This is a genomic window from Mycolicibacterium alvei (genome assembly GCF_010727325.1).
Taxonomy (GTDB): Bacteria; Actinomycetota; Actinomycetes; order Mycobacteriales; family Mycobacteriaceae; genus Mycobacterium; species Mycobacterium alvei.
The window spans coordinates 3,669,826-3,686,291 of sequence record NZ_AP022565.1; the positions used below are offsets into that span (position 1 = coordinate 3,669,826).

The window sequence follows — 16,466 nt, forward strand, 5'->3', positions numbered from 1 at the left end:
TCAAACCGTGGCCTTATACCCTGAACGGCGTGATCGAACCCGCCAACACTCCGCAGTCAGGGCCGTCAGAGGACACCCCGCAGCACCGTTACACCGCGGAGCTGGCGGGCGAGATCGAGCGCAAGTGGCAGGAGACCTGGTCGGAGCTCGGCACCTTCAACGTGGCCAATCCGGTGGGCTCGCTGGCACCGCAGGACGGCTCGCACGTACCCGCCGACAAGATGTTCGTCCAGGACATGTTCCCGTATCCGTCCGGTGACGGCCTGCACGTCGGGCACCCCCTGGGCTACATCGCCACCGACGTCTACGCCCGGTACTACCGGATGACCGGTCGCAACGTGCTGCACGCGCTGGGGTTCGACGCGTTCGGACTGCCCGCCGAGCAGTACGCCGTGCAGACCGGGACGCACCCGCGGACCCGCACCGAGGCCAACATCGTCAACTTCCGCCGGCAGCTGGGCCGGCTCGGACTGGGCCACGACACGCGGCGCAGCTTCGCCACCACCGATGTTGACTTCTACAAGTGGACGCAGTGGATCTTCCTACAGATCTACAACGCCTGGTTCGACATCGCAGCCGGGAAGGCGCGGCCCATCGCCGAGTTGGTGGCCGAATTCGAGTCTGGCGCACGCACTCTCGACGACGGCCGGACGTGGGGTGGACTCTCGGCCGCCGAGCGCGCCGACGTGGTGGACGATCATCGGCTGGTCTACCACGCAGACTCGATGGTGAACTGGTGCCCGGGTCTGGGCACGGTGCTGGCCAACGAGGAAGTCACCGCCGACGGCCGCAGCGACCGCGGAAACTTCCCGGTGTTCCGGAAGCGGTTGCGGCAGTGGATGATGCGCATCACGGCGTACTCGGACCGGCTGCTCGACGATCTGGATGTGCTGGAATGGCCGGACAAGGTCAAGTCCATGCAGCGCAACTGGATCGGTCGGTCCACCGGTGCCTCGGTGGAGTTCGGTACGGCGGCAGGCGATGTCGAGGTGTTCACCACCCGACCGGACACGCTGTTCGGCGCCACCTACCTGGTACTGGCCCCCGAGCATGGTCTCGTGGACGCGCTGGTGGCCGATGCCTGGCCCGAGGGCACCGATTCACGGTGGACCTTCGATGGCGCGACTCCGGCCGAGGCCGTCGCCGCCTACCGCGCCGGGATCGCGGCCAAGTCGGATCTGGAGCGTCAGGAGAACAAGTCCAAGACCGGCGTGTTCCTCGGCGCGTACGCCACCAACCCGGTCAACGGCCGGCAGGTTCCGGTCTTCATCGCCGACTACGTGCTGGCCGGCTACGGAACCGGCGCCATCATGGCGGTGCCCGGTGGCGACCAGCGGGACTGGGACTTCGCTACGGATTTCGGCCTGCCGATCATCGAGGTGGTCAGCGGTGGCGACATCACCGAGGCGGCCTACAACGGCGACGGCGTCATGGTGAACTCCGGCTACCTCGACGGGTTGTCGGTGGCGGCCGCCAAGGAAGCCGTCATCGAACATCTGGAAGCCGACGGCCGTGGCCGGGCCCGCATCGAGTACAAGCTGCGGGACTGGCTGTTCGCCCGGCAGCGGTACTGGGGTGAGCCGTTCCCGATCGTGTACGACGCCGACGGCCGCGCCCATCCGTTGCCGGAATCGGCCCTGCCGGTGGAACTTCCGGACATCCCGGATTATGCGCCGGTGTCCTTCGACCCCGACGACGCCGACAGCGAGCCTTCGCCGCCACTGGGCAAGGCCACCGAATGGGTGCATGTCGAGCTGGATCTGGGTGACGGGCTGCAGACCTACACACGCGATACCAATGTGATGCCGCAATGGGCGGGCAGCTCCTGGTACGAGCTGCGGTACACCGACCCGCAGAACTCGGAAGAGCTGTGCGCCAAGGAGAACGAGGCCTACTGGATGGGCCCGCGGCCGGCCGAGCACGGCCCGAATGATCCGGGCGGCGTCGACCTGTACGTCGGTGGTGTCGAGCATGCGGTGCTGCACCTGCTGTACTCGCGGTTCTGGCACAAGGTGCTGTACGACCTTGGCCATGTCAGCTCGAACGAGCCGTATCGGCGTCTGGTCAACCAGGGTTACATCCAGGCCTTTGCCTACACCGATGCCCGCGGTAGCTATGTGCCTGCCGCCGAAGTCGTCGAGCGTGACGGGAAGTTCTTCTGGCCGGGGCCCAATGATGGTGAGGATCACCAGGAAATAGAGGTCAACCAGGAGTTCGGCAAGATCGGCAAGAGCCTGAAGAACTCCGTCTCACCCGACGAGATCTGCGATGAGTACGGTGCCGACACCCTTCGGGTCTACGAGATGTCGATGGGCCCGCTGGAGGCGTCGCGTCCGTGGGCCCCCAAGGATGTCGTGGGCGCGCACCGCTTCCTGCAACGGGTGTGGCGGGTGGTGGTCTGCGAAGACACCGGAGCGACCGGCGTCAACGAGCACGAGGCGCTCGGCACCGACACCCTCAAGATCCTGCACCGCACCATCGCGGGGGTGACCGAAGACTATGTGGCACTTCGCAACAACACCGCCGCGGCGAAGTTGATCGAGTACACCAACCACCTCACCAAGGAGGGCGTCTCGGCGCGCGCCGCGATCGAGCCGCTGGTGCTCATGGTGGCCCCGCTGGCGCCGCACCTGGCCGAGGAGTTGTGGAAGCGGTTGGGCCACGACACCTCACTGGCGCACGGCCCGTTCCCGGTGGTCGATCCGCAGTACCTGGTGGACGACACCATCGAGTTCCCGGTCCAGGTGAACGGCAAGGTGCGCGGCAAGATCACCGTTGCCGCCGATCTGGACCGAGCTGGGCTCCAGGCCGCGGCGCTGGCCGACGAGAAGGTGCAGGCCTTCCTGGACGGTGCCACGCCCAAGAAGGTCATCGTGGTGCCGGGCCGGCTGGTCAACCTCGTCATCTAGAGCGATTTGGGTGCATCCACCGGCGGTCGGCGCCGCTGAATGCACCCAAATCACCCGGGGCGGACCACGATTTCGTGCACGTGGCCGTCGGGCGGGGTGGTGACGGCTGTCGCGACCAACCCGGCGACCGTCTCGGGCTTCAGGAACTTGGCCGGGTCGTAATCGCCGACGCCGTCGGTCTCGTAGACCACCAGGTCGCGTTGCATCTCGGTGTCGGTGCGCCCGGGGAAGATCGAGGTGACCCGCAGTGTCGGTTCGTCGGCGCGCAGGGAGTCGGCGAATGCCCGCAGCGCGAACTTGCTTGCCGAGTACGACGCCATGCCGGAGGAAACCTTCTGTCCGGCACCGGAATTGATGAACACAACATGGCCGTGGACGGCGCGCAGGGCGGGCAGCAGGGCCAGCGTGAGTGCCACCGCGCCGGTGACGTTCACCTCGAAGGACGCCCGCCACTGTTCGGCGATGGATTCGGAGACCCGGCCGGGGTAGAGGACGCCGGCGTTGTGCACGAGCACGTCGAGTTCGGCGAGGACCTCGGTGGCCGATTCGATCGAATCGGCGTCGGTCAGGTCCAGCGGCCAGGTCGGAGCGCCGAGACGTTCGGCCAGCGCATCGAGGCGGGCCGACGGGCGCCCGGCCAGCAGCAGGGTGTGAGTGGGAGCAAGAGCGGCGGCGATGGCTGAGCCGATGCCGCCAGCGGCTCCGGTGATCAATGCGGTCGGCACGACTGCAACGTTACTGTGACGCGCATTGCGACGGGGCCGACCTGCGGACCGGGGCGCAACGTCGCATCATGGTAGGGATGCCACCGGATCCCAGCTTCGCTCCCACTCAGCTCGCCGCGCGCGCTGCCTACCTGCTGCGCGGCAATGACCTGGGTGTGATGACCACGGCCGCGCCGTCGCTGTATCCCCACATGTGGAGCTGGGACGCGGCGTTCGTGTCGATCGGGCTGGCCCCCCTGAGTGTGGAGCGCGCCGTGGTGGAACTCGACACCCTGCTCTCGGCGCAGTGGCGCAACGGGATGATTCCGCACATCGTGTTCGCCAACGGTGTCGACGGCTACTTTCCCGGCCCGGCCCGGTGGGCCACCTCGGCGCTGGCCGCCGACGCGCCGCGGGCGCGGCACACCTCGGGTATCACCCAGCCGCCCGTGCATGCGATCGCGGTGCAACGCATCCTCGACCATGCCCGCAGTCGAGGCCGGTCGACCCGGGCGGTGGCGGAGAGCTTCGTCGATCGTCGGTGGGCCGATCTGGTGCGCTGGCACCGCTGGCTGGCCGAGACCCGGGATCAGGACGTTCGCGGCCGCATCACGATGTATCACGGGTGGGAGTCCGGCATGGACAACTCACCGCGCTGGGACAGCGCCTACGCCAACGTGATTCCCGGCAATGTGCCGGAGTATCAGCGGGAGGACAACGCGATCATCACCGATGCCACCCAGCGGCCGAGCGACCTCGAGTACGACCGGTACCTGTGGCTGCTCGAGGAGATGAAATCCGTTCGCTACGACGACGATCTGCTCCCGAAGGTGATGAGCTTCGCGGTCGAGGACGTATTCGTCTCGGCGATCTTCTCGGTGGCCTGCCAGGTGCTGGCCGAGATCGGGGAGGATTACAAACGTCCCAACGCCGATGTCCGCGATCTCTACTCCTGGGCCGAGCGATTCCGGGTCGGTGTCGTCGAGACCGCCGACGAACGTAGTGGTGCGGCAAGGGATTACGACGTCCGGGCGAACAGGTGGGTGGCCACTGAGACCGTCGCGCAGTTCGCTCCGCTGCTGTGTGGCGGGCTGCCACACGACCGCGAGCGCGCCCTGTTGAGGCTGCTGGAAGGCCCGCGGTTCTGCGGGCACCCGGATCTGAAGTACGCGCTGATCCCGTCGACGTCGCCGGTGTCGCGTGATTTCCGATCGCGCGAGTATTGGCGCGGTCCGGTGTGGCCGGTGATGACGTGGTTGTTCTCGTGGTGCTTCGCTCGGCGTGGCTGGGCCGAGCGGGCGTCGACGCTTCGTCGAGAAGGTTTGCGTCAGGCCAGCGACGGGACTTTCGCCGAGTACTACGAGCCGTTCACCGGCGAGCCGCTGGGCAGCATGCAGCAGTCGTGGACCGCGGCCGCGGTGTTGGACTGGTTGGGATAGCCCGGCTACTCGGACTTGGCGTGGGCCACCCGATCGCTCTGGCTGGCGAGCCGTTCCAGCGGGGCCAGTGCGGTGGCCAGTGTCGCGAGGTCGTCCGGACTCAGGTTGGCCAACCGGCCGGCCAGATCAGCCCGCCGGGCGGCCAGCGATTCGCGGTGCTGCACCAGGCCGCGGGGGGTGACCTCGACGAGCACGGCGCGCAGGTCGGAGGGGTCGCGGGAGCGCTTGACCAACCCGAGCTTCTCCAGCCGGCGGATGGCCACGGTGGTGGTGGGGGTGCGCACGCGCTCACGGGCGGCCAGTTCGGTCATCCGGATCGGGCCCTGGTCGAGCAGGGTGAGGAGGATGGAGAGCTGAGCCAGCGTCAGCTCTCCGGCGGTGCCCTTGTTGGTGTCGCCACGGCGCAGGACCGAGAAAACCTTGGAGAGTACGCGCTGCAACTCTCCGGCCAGCTCGGTGACCTGCGAATCGGGCTCTATCATAATTCGCTAGTCTAACCTGTCTGAGGCTGCCAGGTCCGCAGCTTGTTGGGTTTGGCGCAGGGGTTGCAGTGGCCCTCACAGCACCTGTGACAGGAATCGGCGCAGCCGATCTGTCTCGGCCGCTTCGAAGATCTGGTCGGGGATACCGGACTCGACCACCGTGCCGTGATCCATGAACACCACCGAATCGGCGGTGGAACGGGCGAAGCCCATCTCGTGGGTGACGGCCAGGATGGTCATTCCCTCGGCGGCCAGGTCGGCGATCAACTCCAGAATCCCCTTGACCAGTTCGGGGTCCAGCGCCGAGGTGGCCTCGTCGAAGAACATCACCTGAGGGGCCATCGCGAGCGCACGCGCGATCGCGACGCGCTGTTGCTGGCCGCCAGAGAGCGTGCTGGGGCGGACGTCGGCCTTGTGCCGCAGTCCAACCCGATCCAGCTGCTCCAGACCCACGGTGCGGGCATGCTCGGGGCTCAGGCGCTTGAGCTTGCGCGGACCCAGGGTGACGTTGTCGAGAACGGTCTTGTGCGGGAACAGGTTGAACTGCTGGAACACCATCCCGATGCGTTGGCGCAGCCGGTCGGGATTGTCGGCCAGCACCGAGTGTCCGTCGAGCAGGATGTCGCCGCGGTCCGGTTCGTACAGGCGGTTGAGGGTGCGCAGCAGCGTCGACTTCCCGGATCCGGACGGGCCGATGATGGCCGTCGTCGTGCCGGCGGGCACATCCAGGTTCACTCCGCGCAGCACCGGGTTCGGCCCGAATGCCAGATGGATGTCCTTGGCGGCCAGCGCAACCGGCTCTAGACCCGACATCAGATCATCTCCTGGTTGGTCGCCGCGGGCAGTGGATCCTCCTCGGCCGGGGGGCGGCCTCGGCGCAGCCGGTTGTCGACGTAGTTCACCAGATGGGTCAGTGGGATCGTGAGCAGCAGGTAGAACAGCCCGGCTGCCACCAGCGGTGAGAGGTTTCCGGTCTGCGCGTTGAGATCTCGGCCCACCTGGAACAGTTCGCGTTGGCTGGCCACCAGACCGAGGAAGTACACCAGTGACGACGCTTTGAGCAGTGAGATGAACTGGTTCATCAGCGCCGGCAGCACCCGTCGGATGCCCTGGGGTATGACGACCAGACGCATCGACGAGCTGTAGCTGAAGCCGAGGGCGCGGGAGGCTTCCAGCTGCCCGGGTTCGACGCTCTGGATGCCGGAGCGGAAGATCTCGCCGACGTAGGCCGCTGCCATGAGTCCGAGCGCCGCGATGCCCAACGGGTAGGGGCTGTTGCCGGTGAGCGATCCGGCCACCGGGCCGACGCCCAGTCCGATCAGCAGGATGATCACCACTTCGGGCAGGCCTCGGAAGATGTCGGTGTAGACCCGGGCGGGCCAGCGCAGCCATCGTGACCGCGAGATACCGGCCACCGCCAGGACCATCCCGAGTACCAGGCCGATGACGCTGGCGCACACGGTCAGGATGAGGGTGTTGGGTAGGCCGGTGCGCAGCAGATCTGGAATGGCCTGCTTGTAGAGGTCCCAGTCCAGGAAGGAGTCGGCCAGTTGCGCGAGTGTCGATTTGGGCGCCACCGGGGCTCCGGCGGCGGGTTTCTCCTTCGCGGCGGCGATCGCGGCGAAATCGGGCAGTTGGGGGACGGGCGCGGCCTTGGAGCCGGGCTTCCAGCCGGGCGGCAGCGCGCGCGGCACCCAGTCGGAATACAGCCTGGCCCAGGTGCCGTCGGCGATGATCGCGTCCAGTCCGGAGTTGAGCGCGTCGATCAGCGGCTGGTTCTCCTTGGCCACCGCCCACGCCACGAAATTGTCCAGGCTGAAGGTGTTCTCGATGATCTGCGCCGGGTCACCGGGCTGCACGGTGCCCGAGGCCTGCTGGGACGGCGCCACCCAGGCGTCGATCTGACGGGTCTTGAGGCTGGCATAGACGGTGTTGTAGTCGGGGAACTTCACCGGCTGCAGGTGCAGTGTGTCGATGACGTAGGCCTCCTGCACGGTGCCCTGCACGACCCCGATGCGCTGTCCGTCGGCGAGTTGGCCGAATCCGGTGATCGGTGAGCCGGTCGGCACCACCAGCGAGAAGTAGCCGAAGTCGTAGCCGTTGGTGAAGCCGACGGTGCGTCGCCGGGCGTCGGTGGTGGTGATCGACGAGGATGCCACGTCGAATCGTCGGGAGGCGGTCTGGGCCAACAGGCCGGAGAAGTCGGTGCCGACGAAGTTGATTCGCAGGCCCAGCTTGTCGGCGATGGCGCGCAGCAACTCGTTGTCGAAACCGGTGAAGTGGCCGTCCGTGTTGATGCAGATGCTGGGCGGTGCGTCCGACAGGGTCCCGACGGTGAGGACGCCGGGGGTGCCCAGGCCGAGGTTCTCCGGCCGCACCGTGTCCAGGGGGACGACGGTGGCGGTGGTGAATCTGTCGGCGCCGGGTCCGGTGGCCGCGGCGGCCAGGTTGGTGGGCAGTGCGCTGGCGCTGTCCACCCCGGGTGGTGCGCATTGGTCGACGTCCGCTCCGGCCGGTGCCGCGCAGACCAGTCCGAACAGCATCAGGACGGTGGTCAGCAGCGCGGCCGATCGTCTGGCGTCCATCTGATGCAACCTAGTGGGCAAGGGCCAGGGGATGAGCCGTTCCGCTCAAGGGGACCGCAAGTCGCCGAACACTCCGCGCCGGGTCAGTTCACCGATCATGATCCGAGCCATCAGCTCGGCGCGCTCGATGCAGGCCTTGCGGGCGCCTTCGGGATCCCGGGCCTGTATCGCAGCCAATTCCGCTTCGTATCCGGCGAGAAACTCGGCCTTGGCTTTGGGATAGATGGTCCAGAACTCCGCGGGTGCAAAGCTCTTACCTGCGCGGATGGTGGCGTGCAGGCGAGGCCCGGCGTACTCGTCGTTGATCGCATCGCGGAATGTCCAGCACGCCTCTTGGAAGGTTTTGGTGTCCTTTGCTGAGCGCATCGTCCGCAACGAGTCGTCTAGGCATGCCAAAATGCGCGGAGTCGGGCCTGCGGCGCAGCGCGCCGAGGCGATCCCGTTGAGAATTCCGTACAGCTCGTGATGCTCAGACACGGTCGCCTCGTCGAATCTGGCCACGAAGGCGCCGCGGTGATAGCGGGTCGAGAGGATGCCGTCGTGCTCAAGTTGAACCACCGCCTCCTGGATCGGAACACGGCTGAGCCCGAGGTCGCGGACGATCTCGTTGCGGTCTATGCGGTCACCGGATCGAAGCTTGCCCGTCATCACCAGATTGATGATGTGCGTGACGACCTGATCCTTTTCCTTGACCCCGTAGTTCTTGGGCACCCTGGTGTTCCCCCCCCTGTGCGGTTATGCGCGTCAGTTTCTCACGGGACCTCCGAATCGGTGACACGCATGTCTCTTCAGCTTATCCGCTGGGCTTTGCGTCGCGCCTATCGCGCCATCGACACAGGGCCTCGGCAGCGGTCAGGTCGTAGTCGGGTCCGTTGACACCGACCGTGAGGATGCTGACCCCCAGATCCGCCAGCGCATCGGCCTCGGCGAGCATGGCCTCGACACCGCCGGTCTCCTGCACCCCTGCCGAGCGCTGCACGGTCGCCGGGTCGCGGCCGGTGATGCCGCAGTGCTCGGCGAGGACCTCGGCCTTGCCGGGGTAGGTGTTGCGGTCGACGAATGCGTGCCAGATGTCGGCGTGCTCGGCAACCAGCCGCAGGGTCTTGCGTTCCCCCTGCCCGCCGATCAGGATCGGGATCTCTCGCGTGGGCGCCGGGTTGAGTTTGGCCAGCCGGGCCTCGATGCGTGGCAGGGCTTCGGCCAGATCGTCCAGGCGACTGCCTGCGGTGCCGAACTCGTACCCGTACTCATCGTAATCCTTTTGTTTCCAACCACTTCCGATGCCGAGGATGAGGCGTCCGTCGGAGATGTGGTCCACGGTCCGGGCCATGTCGGCCAACAATTCGGGGTTGCGGTAGGAGTTGCAGCTGACCAGCGCGCCGATCTCGATGCGCGAGGTCTGCTCGGCCCAGGCGCCGAGCATCGTCCAGCATTCGTAGTGCGCACCGTCGGGATCGCCGTAGAGCGGGAAGAAGTGGTCCCAGTTGAAGGCGATGTCGACGCCGATGTCCTCACAGCGGCGCACTGCGTCGCGGATGTGGCTGTACGTGGGGGAGTGCTGCGGCTGCAGTTGCACGCCGATGCGGAGGGGATGGCTCATTTTTCGAGGGTACTCACGGGTGGTCCCGCCACCCGGGTCTTACTGCAAGGGCGGAGCGTCGAGGATCGCGCGCAGCAGTTGCACGAGTGCGGCCGGCTGATCGCCCTGCACCGAGTGGCCGGAGTCGGCGACGACGTGGGTGCGCTGGAAGCCCGGTGCGTTATTTGCGAACGTCTCGGCGTCCTCGTCGTTGACGAAATAGGAGTTGGCGCCGCGGATCAGGGTGGTCGGCATGGTGATCGCCGGGACATCGTCCCACAGCCCGTCGAACCCGTCCCCTTTGCGGAACGTGTCATACCGCCACGTCCAGGTGCCGTCGTCGAGCTGCTTGGAGTTGTGGAACACACCGCGCCGCAACGAGTTCCGGTCCCGATGTGGCGATGCGGCCACGGCGGTGTCCAGCATCGCCTCGAAACTGGGGAAGCTGCGGTCACCCTTGACCAACGCCACGGCACCCAACTGGGCCTTGGTCATCTGCTCATGCCGCTCGGGCGCCGACGGAGTGACGTCGACCAGAACCAGCTCGGGCACCAGGGCCGGTTCGGTCGCCGCGATCCGCAGTGCGGTCAATCCGCCCAGCGACATGCCGACTACCAGCCGCGGATCGGGAGCGTGGGTCTGCAGAACCGGGATCAGGCTTGCCGCATTGAGTTTCGGGCCGTAGTCGCCGTCCTCGCGCCAGGCTGAACGGCCGTGGCCGGGGAGATCGACGGCCAGTGCCGGTTCACCGAGCCCGAGGATGACGGTGTCCCAGGTGTGGGCGTTCTGGCCGCCTCCGTGCAGGAAAACGATGCGCGGGGCGGCGGTGCCGAATTTCAGCGCGCTGATCGGCCCCTGCTCGATGCGCTCGACCCGCGGCAGTGGGGCACTCGCCCCGATCTGTTCGGCGTTCTCGTGTAGCAGGCCGAACTCATCGAGGCCTGCGAGATCTTCGTCGGCAACCACGGGCCCTTTATACGCCGAGAGTGCGGTGAGATCGCATCCGGATGGAAATTCGCGATCTCACCGCACTCTCGGTGAAAGAAGAACTAACCCTCGATGAAGGTCTCCAGCTCGATGCGGGCCACGTCGTCGGCGATCTGCTTCGGCGGGCTCTTCATCAGGTAGGCAGACGCTGCCTCGACGGGACCGCCGACGCCGCGGTCCTTGGCGATCTTGGCGGCGCGGACCGCGTCGATGATCACACCGGCCGAGTTCGGCGAGTCCCAGACCTCGAGCTTGTACTCCAGGTTCAGCGGCACGTCACCGAAGGCGCGGCCTTCGAGGCGCACATAGGCCCACTTGCGGTCGTCGAGCCACGCGACGTGATCGGACGGGCCGATGTGGACGTTCTTGTCCTCGACCTTGCCGGCCAGCGAGCCGGTCAGGTTGGAGGTCACGGCCTGGGTCTTGGAGACCTTCTTGGACTCCAGGCGTGAGCGCTCCAGCATGTTCAGGAAGTCCATGTTGCCGCCGACGTTGAGCTGGTACGTGCGGTCCAGCGTGACGCCGCGATCCTCGAACAGCTTGGCCATGACGCGGTGGGTGATGGTGGCGCCGACCTGGCTCTTGATGTCGTCGCCGATGATCGGGACGCCGGCGTCGGCGAACTTCTTGGCCCACACCGGGTCGGAGGCGATGAACACCGGCAGCGCGTTGACGAAGGCCACGCCGGCGTCGATGCAGCACTGGGCGTAGAACTTGTCGGCCTCTTCGGAGCCCACCGGAAGGTAGGAGACCAGGACGTCGACCTTGGCATCCTTGAGCGCCTTGACCACGTCGACGGGCTCGAAGTCGGAGATCTCGATGGTGTCGGCGTAGTACTTGCCGATGCCGTCGAGGGTCGGGCCACGCTGCACCGTCACGTTGGTCGGCGGCACGTCGGCGATCTTGATGGTGTTGTTCTCGGAGGCGAAGATGGCCTCGGACAGATCGAAGCCGACCTTCTTGGCGTCCACGTCGAACGCGGCCACGAACTTCACGTCACGCACGTGGTAGGGGCCGAACTTCACGTGCATCAGGCCCGGCACGGTCGTGTTCTCGTCGGCGTTGTGGTAGTACTGCACACCCTGGACCAGGGACGATGCGCAGTTACCGACGCCGACAATGGCGACCCGGATTTCTCCTGCGTGCTCAGACATGGACGATCTCCTTACTCGTTCTGTGTGCTCGGCCTGGGGCCTTGTGCGGGTCTGTGCTCATATGTTTTCCGAGCGCCCCTGGGCCGTACGTTCGGCCGCGATCAACTCGTTGAGCCATTTCACTTCTCGTTCGCTGGACTCCAGGCCCAGCTGGTGCAACTGACGGGTGTAGCGGTCGAATGAACTGCTGGCCCGCGCAACGGCGTCACGCAGACCTTCCCGACGTTCCTCCACCTGGCGGCGCCGCCCCTCCAGGATTCGCATCCTGGCCTCGGCCGGGGTGCGGTTGAAGAAGGCCAGGTGGACACCAAACCCGTCGTCGGAGAAGTTCTGTGGCCCCGTGTCGGCGACCAACTCGGTGAACCGCTGCTTGCCGGCATCCGTCATCTGGTACACCCGCCGAGCGCGACGCACCTTGGTCGGTCCCAAGGGTGCGGCGTCCTCGACGATCAGGCCGTCGGCCTGCATGCGACGTAATGCCGGGTAGAGCGACCCATACGAGAACGCCCTGAACGCCCCCAACAGACCCGTCAATCGCTTGCGCAGCTCATAGCCGTGCATGGGTGACTCGAGCAGAAGACCCAGGACTGCGAGCTCCAGCATCGAGAACACCCCTTTCGACGGATCAGATGGAATTGATCGCTACGACGGATCAACACCTCGCCAAACTGTATCGCGCCGATATATTAGAGACCAAGTGAATGCCGCGAATATCACGCTGGCCGGCTCACCTGTCGTGGCGGTACATCCCCTTGACGGTGCCGTCGGGGTACAGGTCGATGTTTCCGCCGCCGAAGTCGCTGCTGACGATCACCTCGACATTGACGAGGTCAGGTGTCGCGGGATCTTCGGACGGTGTGATGCGCAGCCACGTGCTCTTCACGTCGCCGCGTTTGGTGTTGAGCGTGTCGGGCGCGCCACGGAGAACGGCGAGCGCCTTCTCGTAGTCGAACGCCGCGAGGTCGACGAGCCGGTCGTCGCTGTCGACGCTGCTGGGCGAGGAGCTCGGATCACCCCAGCCGCCGGTGTACCGGTAGTAGACCTTCTGGCGGCTGTCCTGCGGGTTCGGTCGGTAGAGCATGGCCGAGTCGGTGTCGATGTGCAGCTCATAGCCAGTGGTGTCGCCGAACTTCTGGCGCATCTGCTCGAACAGGCCGCGGAGCCCGTTCAGCGATTGCAGCTGGGTCGGCGGGGTCAGCACTACCGGGTCGATACCGTCGGGCACCGCCCCCGGGTCGGGGTTGAACCTCAACGGTGAGGAGGTGTTTCCGTACAGGCCCCAGCCGATGCCGATGCCGAGCACGACCAGTGCGGCGGCCGAGGCCAGCCGCAGCCCCCATCCGGGACCGCCGGGCTTGCGGATGCCGGGTAGCAGGGGCTTGGTCAGCGTCGGCATTTTCACCGGAGCATTGGAGTTCTGCAGATCCTCGACCAGGCCGGCCAGGTCCCCCAGGGTGGTGGCGTTGGTGGCCGCCGACACCCGCTGGCGGTGTTCTTCCATGGACAACTGGCCTTCGCCGAGCGCGTTGTCGAGCACCTTGCAGGTGTCGTTGCGGTCGCTGTCCCTGGCCCGGGTGTTCGAGGTCTGCCGAGTTGCCACGGACAAGATGGTAGGAGGTGTGACGTGGTCACGCCTCGATGTCGAGGGGGTCGACGTACTCTGGTCATCGTGCGATTGCAGAGACAGGTGGTGGATTACGCGCTTCGGCGGCGGTCCCTGCTGGCTGAGGTCTATTCGGGGCGCACCGGCGTCTCGGAGGTCTGTGATGCCAACCCGTACCTGCTGCGCGCGGCAAAGTTTCACGGCAAGCAAAGTTCGGTGATGTGTCCGATCTGCCGTAAAGAGCAGCTCACGCTGGTGTCGTGGGTTTTCGGTGATCATCTGGGCCCGGTGTCGGGCTCGGCGCGCACCGCGGAGGAGCTGGTGATGTTGGCAACTCGTTACGACGAGTTCGCAGTCCATGTGGTTGAGGTATGCCGCACCTGCAGTTGGAATCATTTGGTCAAGTCATATGTCCTCGGTGCGCCTCGGCCGCCGAAGGCCCGTGGCACTCGAGGCACGCGTAAATCGGCGCGCACAGCCAGTGAATAGCGAAGGGCGCCATAGCCGGTCAGCCAAGGACATCCGTAGTGCGGCTGACCGCCTCGGCGCGCGCGAAAATCCGCCGCCCCCGCGCGAGAAGCGGCCGCCGGCTCCGGATGCACGGCCGCCGGCTCGTGAGAATGCGCCTACGGGACGGCCGAACGGTCCTGGCGGTCGACCCGGCCGCCCGGCGATACCGCCCGACGATCGGCTCACCACGGTGCTGCCTCCGGTGCGTGACGACGGGCCGGTCCCGCTGGACGTGGTCAGAGCGGCGATGGGCGGCAGCCCGCCGCCGAAACCACCGCCACCCAAATCTCCCCCTCCGCCGCCGGGTGGCGGCCGTGGGTCGGGGCCCTCGGGTCCGGCCGGGTCGGGTCCGAAGGGGCCGAAGCCGGCCGGGCAGTTCCAGATCAACTGGAAGCTGGTCCGACGCCTGTCGATCGCCGCGGTCGCGGCGATGATTCTGCTTCCGCTGGTGACCTTCGGTATGGCGTACATGATCGTCGACGTCCCGCAGCCCGGTGACATCCGCACCAACCAGGTGTCGACGATCCTGGCCAGCGACGGCAGCGAGATCGCCAAGATCGTGCCGCCGGAAGGCAACCGGGTCGACGTCGGCATCGACAAGATCCCGGAGCACGTCCGCAACGCGGTGATGGCCGCCGAGGACCGCGACTTCTACACCAATCCGGGCTTCTCCTTCACCGCGCTGTTGCGTGCGATCAAGAACAACCTGGTCGGTGGTGATCTGCAGGGCGGATCGACCATCACCCAGCAGTACGTCAAGAACGCGCTCGTCGGCGACGAGCGGTCGGGGATCGGCGGTCTGATCCGTAAGGCCAAAGAGCTGGTCATCTCGACCAAGATGGCCAGCGAATGGTCCAAAGACGCTGTGATGCAGGCGTATCTGAACATGATCTATTTCGGTCGCGGCTCGTACGGCATCGCCGCGGCGGCCAAGGCGTACTTCGACAAGCCGGTCGAACAACTCGACGTCGCCGAGGGCGCACTGATGGCCGCGCTGATCCAGCGCCCGTCGACGCTGGACCCGGCCGTCGATCCGGAGGGCGCCGCCGAGCGGTGGAACTGGGTGCTCGACGGCATGGTCGACATGGGCGCGTTGTCGGCCCAGGACCGCGCCGAGCAGGTGTTCCCGCCGACCGTGCCGCCGGACCAGGCCCGCCAGGCCAACCAGACGACCGGTCCGAACGGACTGATCGAGCGGCAGGTCACCAAGGAACTGCTGGATCTGTTCGACATCAGCGAGCAGGCCCTCAACACCGAGGGACTGCAGATCACGACCACGATCGACCCGCAGGCCCAGGAGGCCGCCGAGAATGCGGTGTCCAAGTACATGGATGGCCAGGAGTCCAACATGCGGACGGCGGTGGTCTCCATCGATCCGCACGACGGTGCGGTCAAGGCGTACTACGGCGGCTCCGATGCCAACGGCTTCGACTTCGCCCAGGCGGGTCTGCCGACAGGGTCGTCGTTCAAGGTGTTTGCGCTCGTCGCTGCCCTGCAGCAGGGCATCGGCCTGGGCTATCAGGTGGACAGCGGGCCGATCACGGTCAACGGCATCAAGATCACCAATGTCGAAGGCGAAGGGTGCGGCACCTGCTCGGTCGCCGAGGCGCTCAAGCGCTCGCTCAACACCAGTTACTACCGGCTGATGCTCAAGCTCGAGAACGGTCCGGAGGATGTCGCGAAGGCCGCCCATGACGCCGGTGTCGCCGAGAGTTTCCCCGGTGTCGAGCACACCCTGTCCGAAGACGGCAACGGCGGCCCGCCGAACAACGGCGTGGTGCTGGGTCAGTACCAGTCCAGGGTGATCGACATGGCCTCGGCGTATGCGACCCTGGCGGCCTCCGGCGTCTATCACAAGCCGCACTTCGTGCAGAAGGTCGTGAACTCCTCGGGGCAGGTGCTGTTCGACGCCTCGAGCCAGGACAACGGTGAACAGCGCATCGACAAGGCGGTGGCGGACAACGTCACGTCGGCGATGCAGCCGATCGCGGGTTGGTCGCGCGGGCACAACCTGGCAGGCGGGCGGGCCTCGGCCGCCAAGACGGGCACCAACCAGCTCGGCGACACCGGGGACAATCGTGACGCCTGGATGGTCGGCTACACACCGTCGCTGTCGACCGCGGTCTGGGTGGGTACCACCGACGGTGTGACGCCGTTGAAGACTCCGTCGGGCGGGCCGGTCTACGGATCGGGTCTGCCGTCGGACATCTGGAAAGCCACGATGGACGGCGCGCTGAAAGGTACCGACAACGAGTCGTTCCCGAAGCCGACGGAGATCGGTGGCTATGCGGGTGTGCCGCAGGCCCCGGCCGCCCCGCCACCCGGGACGCCACCGGCCGGTCCGCCGATCGCGGTGATGCCCTCGGAGACCGTCATTCAGCCGACCATCGAAGTGGCCCCGGGTATTACGATCCCGATCGGCCCCCCGACGACCGTGCCGATCGGACCCCCGCCGGGGGCACCTGGTGTGCCCGGTGAGCCGGGCCTGCCGCTGCCACCGCCGCCTCCGTGACG

General features: G+C 66.6%; 14 protein-coding genes. 4 read left to right on the forward strand and 10 right to left on the reverse strand.

Annotated features, from left to right (window positions below; all coding sequences use genetic code 11):
• Positions 1 to 29: 29 nt before the first annotated feature.
• Positions 30 to 2,909, forward strand: a complete 2,880-nt coding sequence (gene leuS / locus G6N44_RS17480; protein WP_163666053.1) for a leucine--tRNA ligase — start codon at positions 30 to 32, stop codon at positions 2,907 to 2,909.
• A gap of 50 nt (positions 2,910 to 2,959) precedes the next feature.
• On the opposite strand, the gene G6N44_RS17485 is transcribed toward leuS, so the two are convergent.
• Positions 2,960 to 3,634 carry an SDR family oxidoreductase gene (locus G6N44_RS17485; protein ID WP_163666055.1) on the reverse strand — a complete coding sequence of 225 codons (675 nt, stop codon included), beginning with the start codon at positions 3,632 to 3,634 and terminating at the stop codon, positions 2,960 to 2,962.
• Positions 3,635 to 3,711: 77 nt separating this feature from the next.
• Between G6N44_RS17485 and ggh the strand changes: the two genes are divergently transcribed.
• Positions 3,712 to 5,052, forward strand: a complete 1,341-nt coding sequence (ggh, locus tag G6N44_RS17490) for a glucosylglycerate hydrolase (protein ID WP_163666057.1) — start codon at positions 3,712 to 3,714, stop codon at positions 5,050 to 5,052.
• A 5-nt stretch (positions 5,053 to 5,057) separates the two neighbouring features.
• Here the strand turns inward: ggh and G6N44_RS17495 are convergent, their stop codons facing one another.
• The 9 genes from G6N44_RS17495 to G6N44_RS17535 form a co-directional block, all read right to left on the reverse strand.
• Positions 5,058 to 5,534: a MarR family winged helix-turn-helix transcriptional regulator gene (locus G6N44_RS17495; protein ID WP_163666059.1), complete on the reverse strand. Its 477-nt coding sequence runs from the start codon at positions 5,532 to 5,534 to the stop codon at positions 5,058 to 5,060.
• Between the two features lie 75 nt (positions 5,535 to 5,609).
• A complete protein-coding gene (locus G6N44_RS17500) occupies positions 5,610 to 6,347 on the reverse strand; it encodes an amino acid ABC transporter ATP-binding protein (RefSeq protein WP_163666061.1) in 738 nt (245 codons plus the stop codon).
• Positions 6,347 to 8,119, reverse strand: a complete 1,773-nt coding sequence (locus G6N44_RS17505) for an ABC transporter substrate-binding protein/permease (RefSeq protein WP_163666064.1) — start codon at positions 8,117 to 8,119, stop codon at positions 6,347 to 6,349. Before G6N44_RS17505 ends, G6N44_RS17500 begins: the two co-directional genes overlap by 1 nt.
• Before the next feature lie 45 nt (positions 8,120 to 8,164).
• Positions 8,165 to 8,830 (reverse strand): GntR family transcriptional regulator, encoded by a 666-nt coding sequence (locus G6N44_RS17510; protein WP_163666066.1) that lies wholly within the window; start codon positions 8,828 to 8,830, stop codon positions 8,165 to 8,167.
• A gap of 82 nt (positions 8,831 to 8,912) precedes the next feature.
• A complete protein-coding gene (locus G6N44_RS17515; protein ID WP_163666068.1) occupies positions 8,913 to 9,719 on the reverse strand; it encodes an LLM class F420-dependent oxidoreductase in 807 nt (268 codons plus the stop codon).
• A gap of 39 nt (positions 9,720 to 9,758) precedes the next feature.
• Complete coding sequence (locus tag G6N44_RS17520; protein ID WP_163666070.1) at positions 9,759 to 10,664, reverse strand: Rv0045c family esterase; 906 nt, start codon at positions 10,662 to 10,664, stop codon at positions 9,759 to 9,761.
• 83 nt (positions 10,665 to 10,747) lie between these two features.
• Positions 10,748 to 11,839: an inositol-3-phosphate synthase gene (locus G6N44_RS17525; RefSeq protein ID WP_163666072.1), complete on the reverse strand. Its 1,092-nt coding sequence runs from the start codon at positions 11,837 to 11,839 to the stop codon at positions 10,748 to 10,750.
• Between the two features lie 57 nt (positions 11,840 to 11,896).
• Entirely contained in the window at positions 11,897 to 12,442 is a 546-nt protein-coding gene (locus tag G6N44_RS17530; protein ID WP_163666074.1) for a PadR family transcriptional regulator, read from the reverse strand.
• A 124-nt stretch (positions 12,443 to 12,566) separates the two neighbouring features.
• Entirely contained in the window at positions 12,567 to 13,439 is an 873-nt protein-coding gene (locus G6N44_RS17535) for a DUF1707 SHOCT-like domain-containing protein (RefSeq protein WP_163666076.1), read from the reverse strand.
• Between the two features lie 69 nt (positions 13,440 to 13,508).
• Between G6N44_RS17535 and G6N44_RS17540 the strand changes: the two genes are divergently transcribed.
• Entirely contained in the window at positions 13,509 to 13,931 is a 423-nt protein-coding gene (locus G6N44_RS17540) for a DUF5318 domain-containing protein (protein WP_036443617.1), read from the forward strand.
• On the forward strand, positions 13,924 to 16,464 hold the full coding sequence (locus tag G6N44_RS17545; protein ID WP_372508194.1) for a transglycosylase domain-containing protein: 2,541 nt from the start codon (positions 13,924 to 13,926) through the stop codon (positions 16,462 to 16,464). The genes G6N44_RS17540 and G6N44_RS17545 overlap by 8 nt, the downstream gene beginning before the upstream one ends.
• Positions 16,465 to 16,466 lie beyond the last annotated feature (2 nt).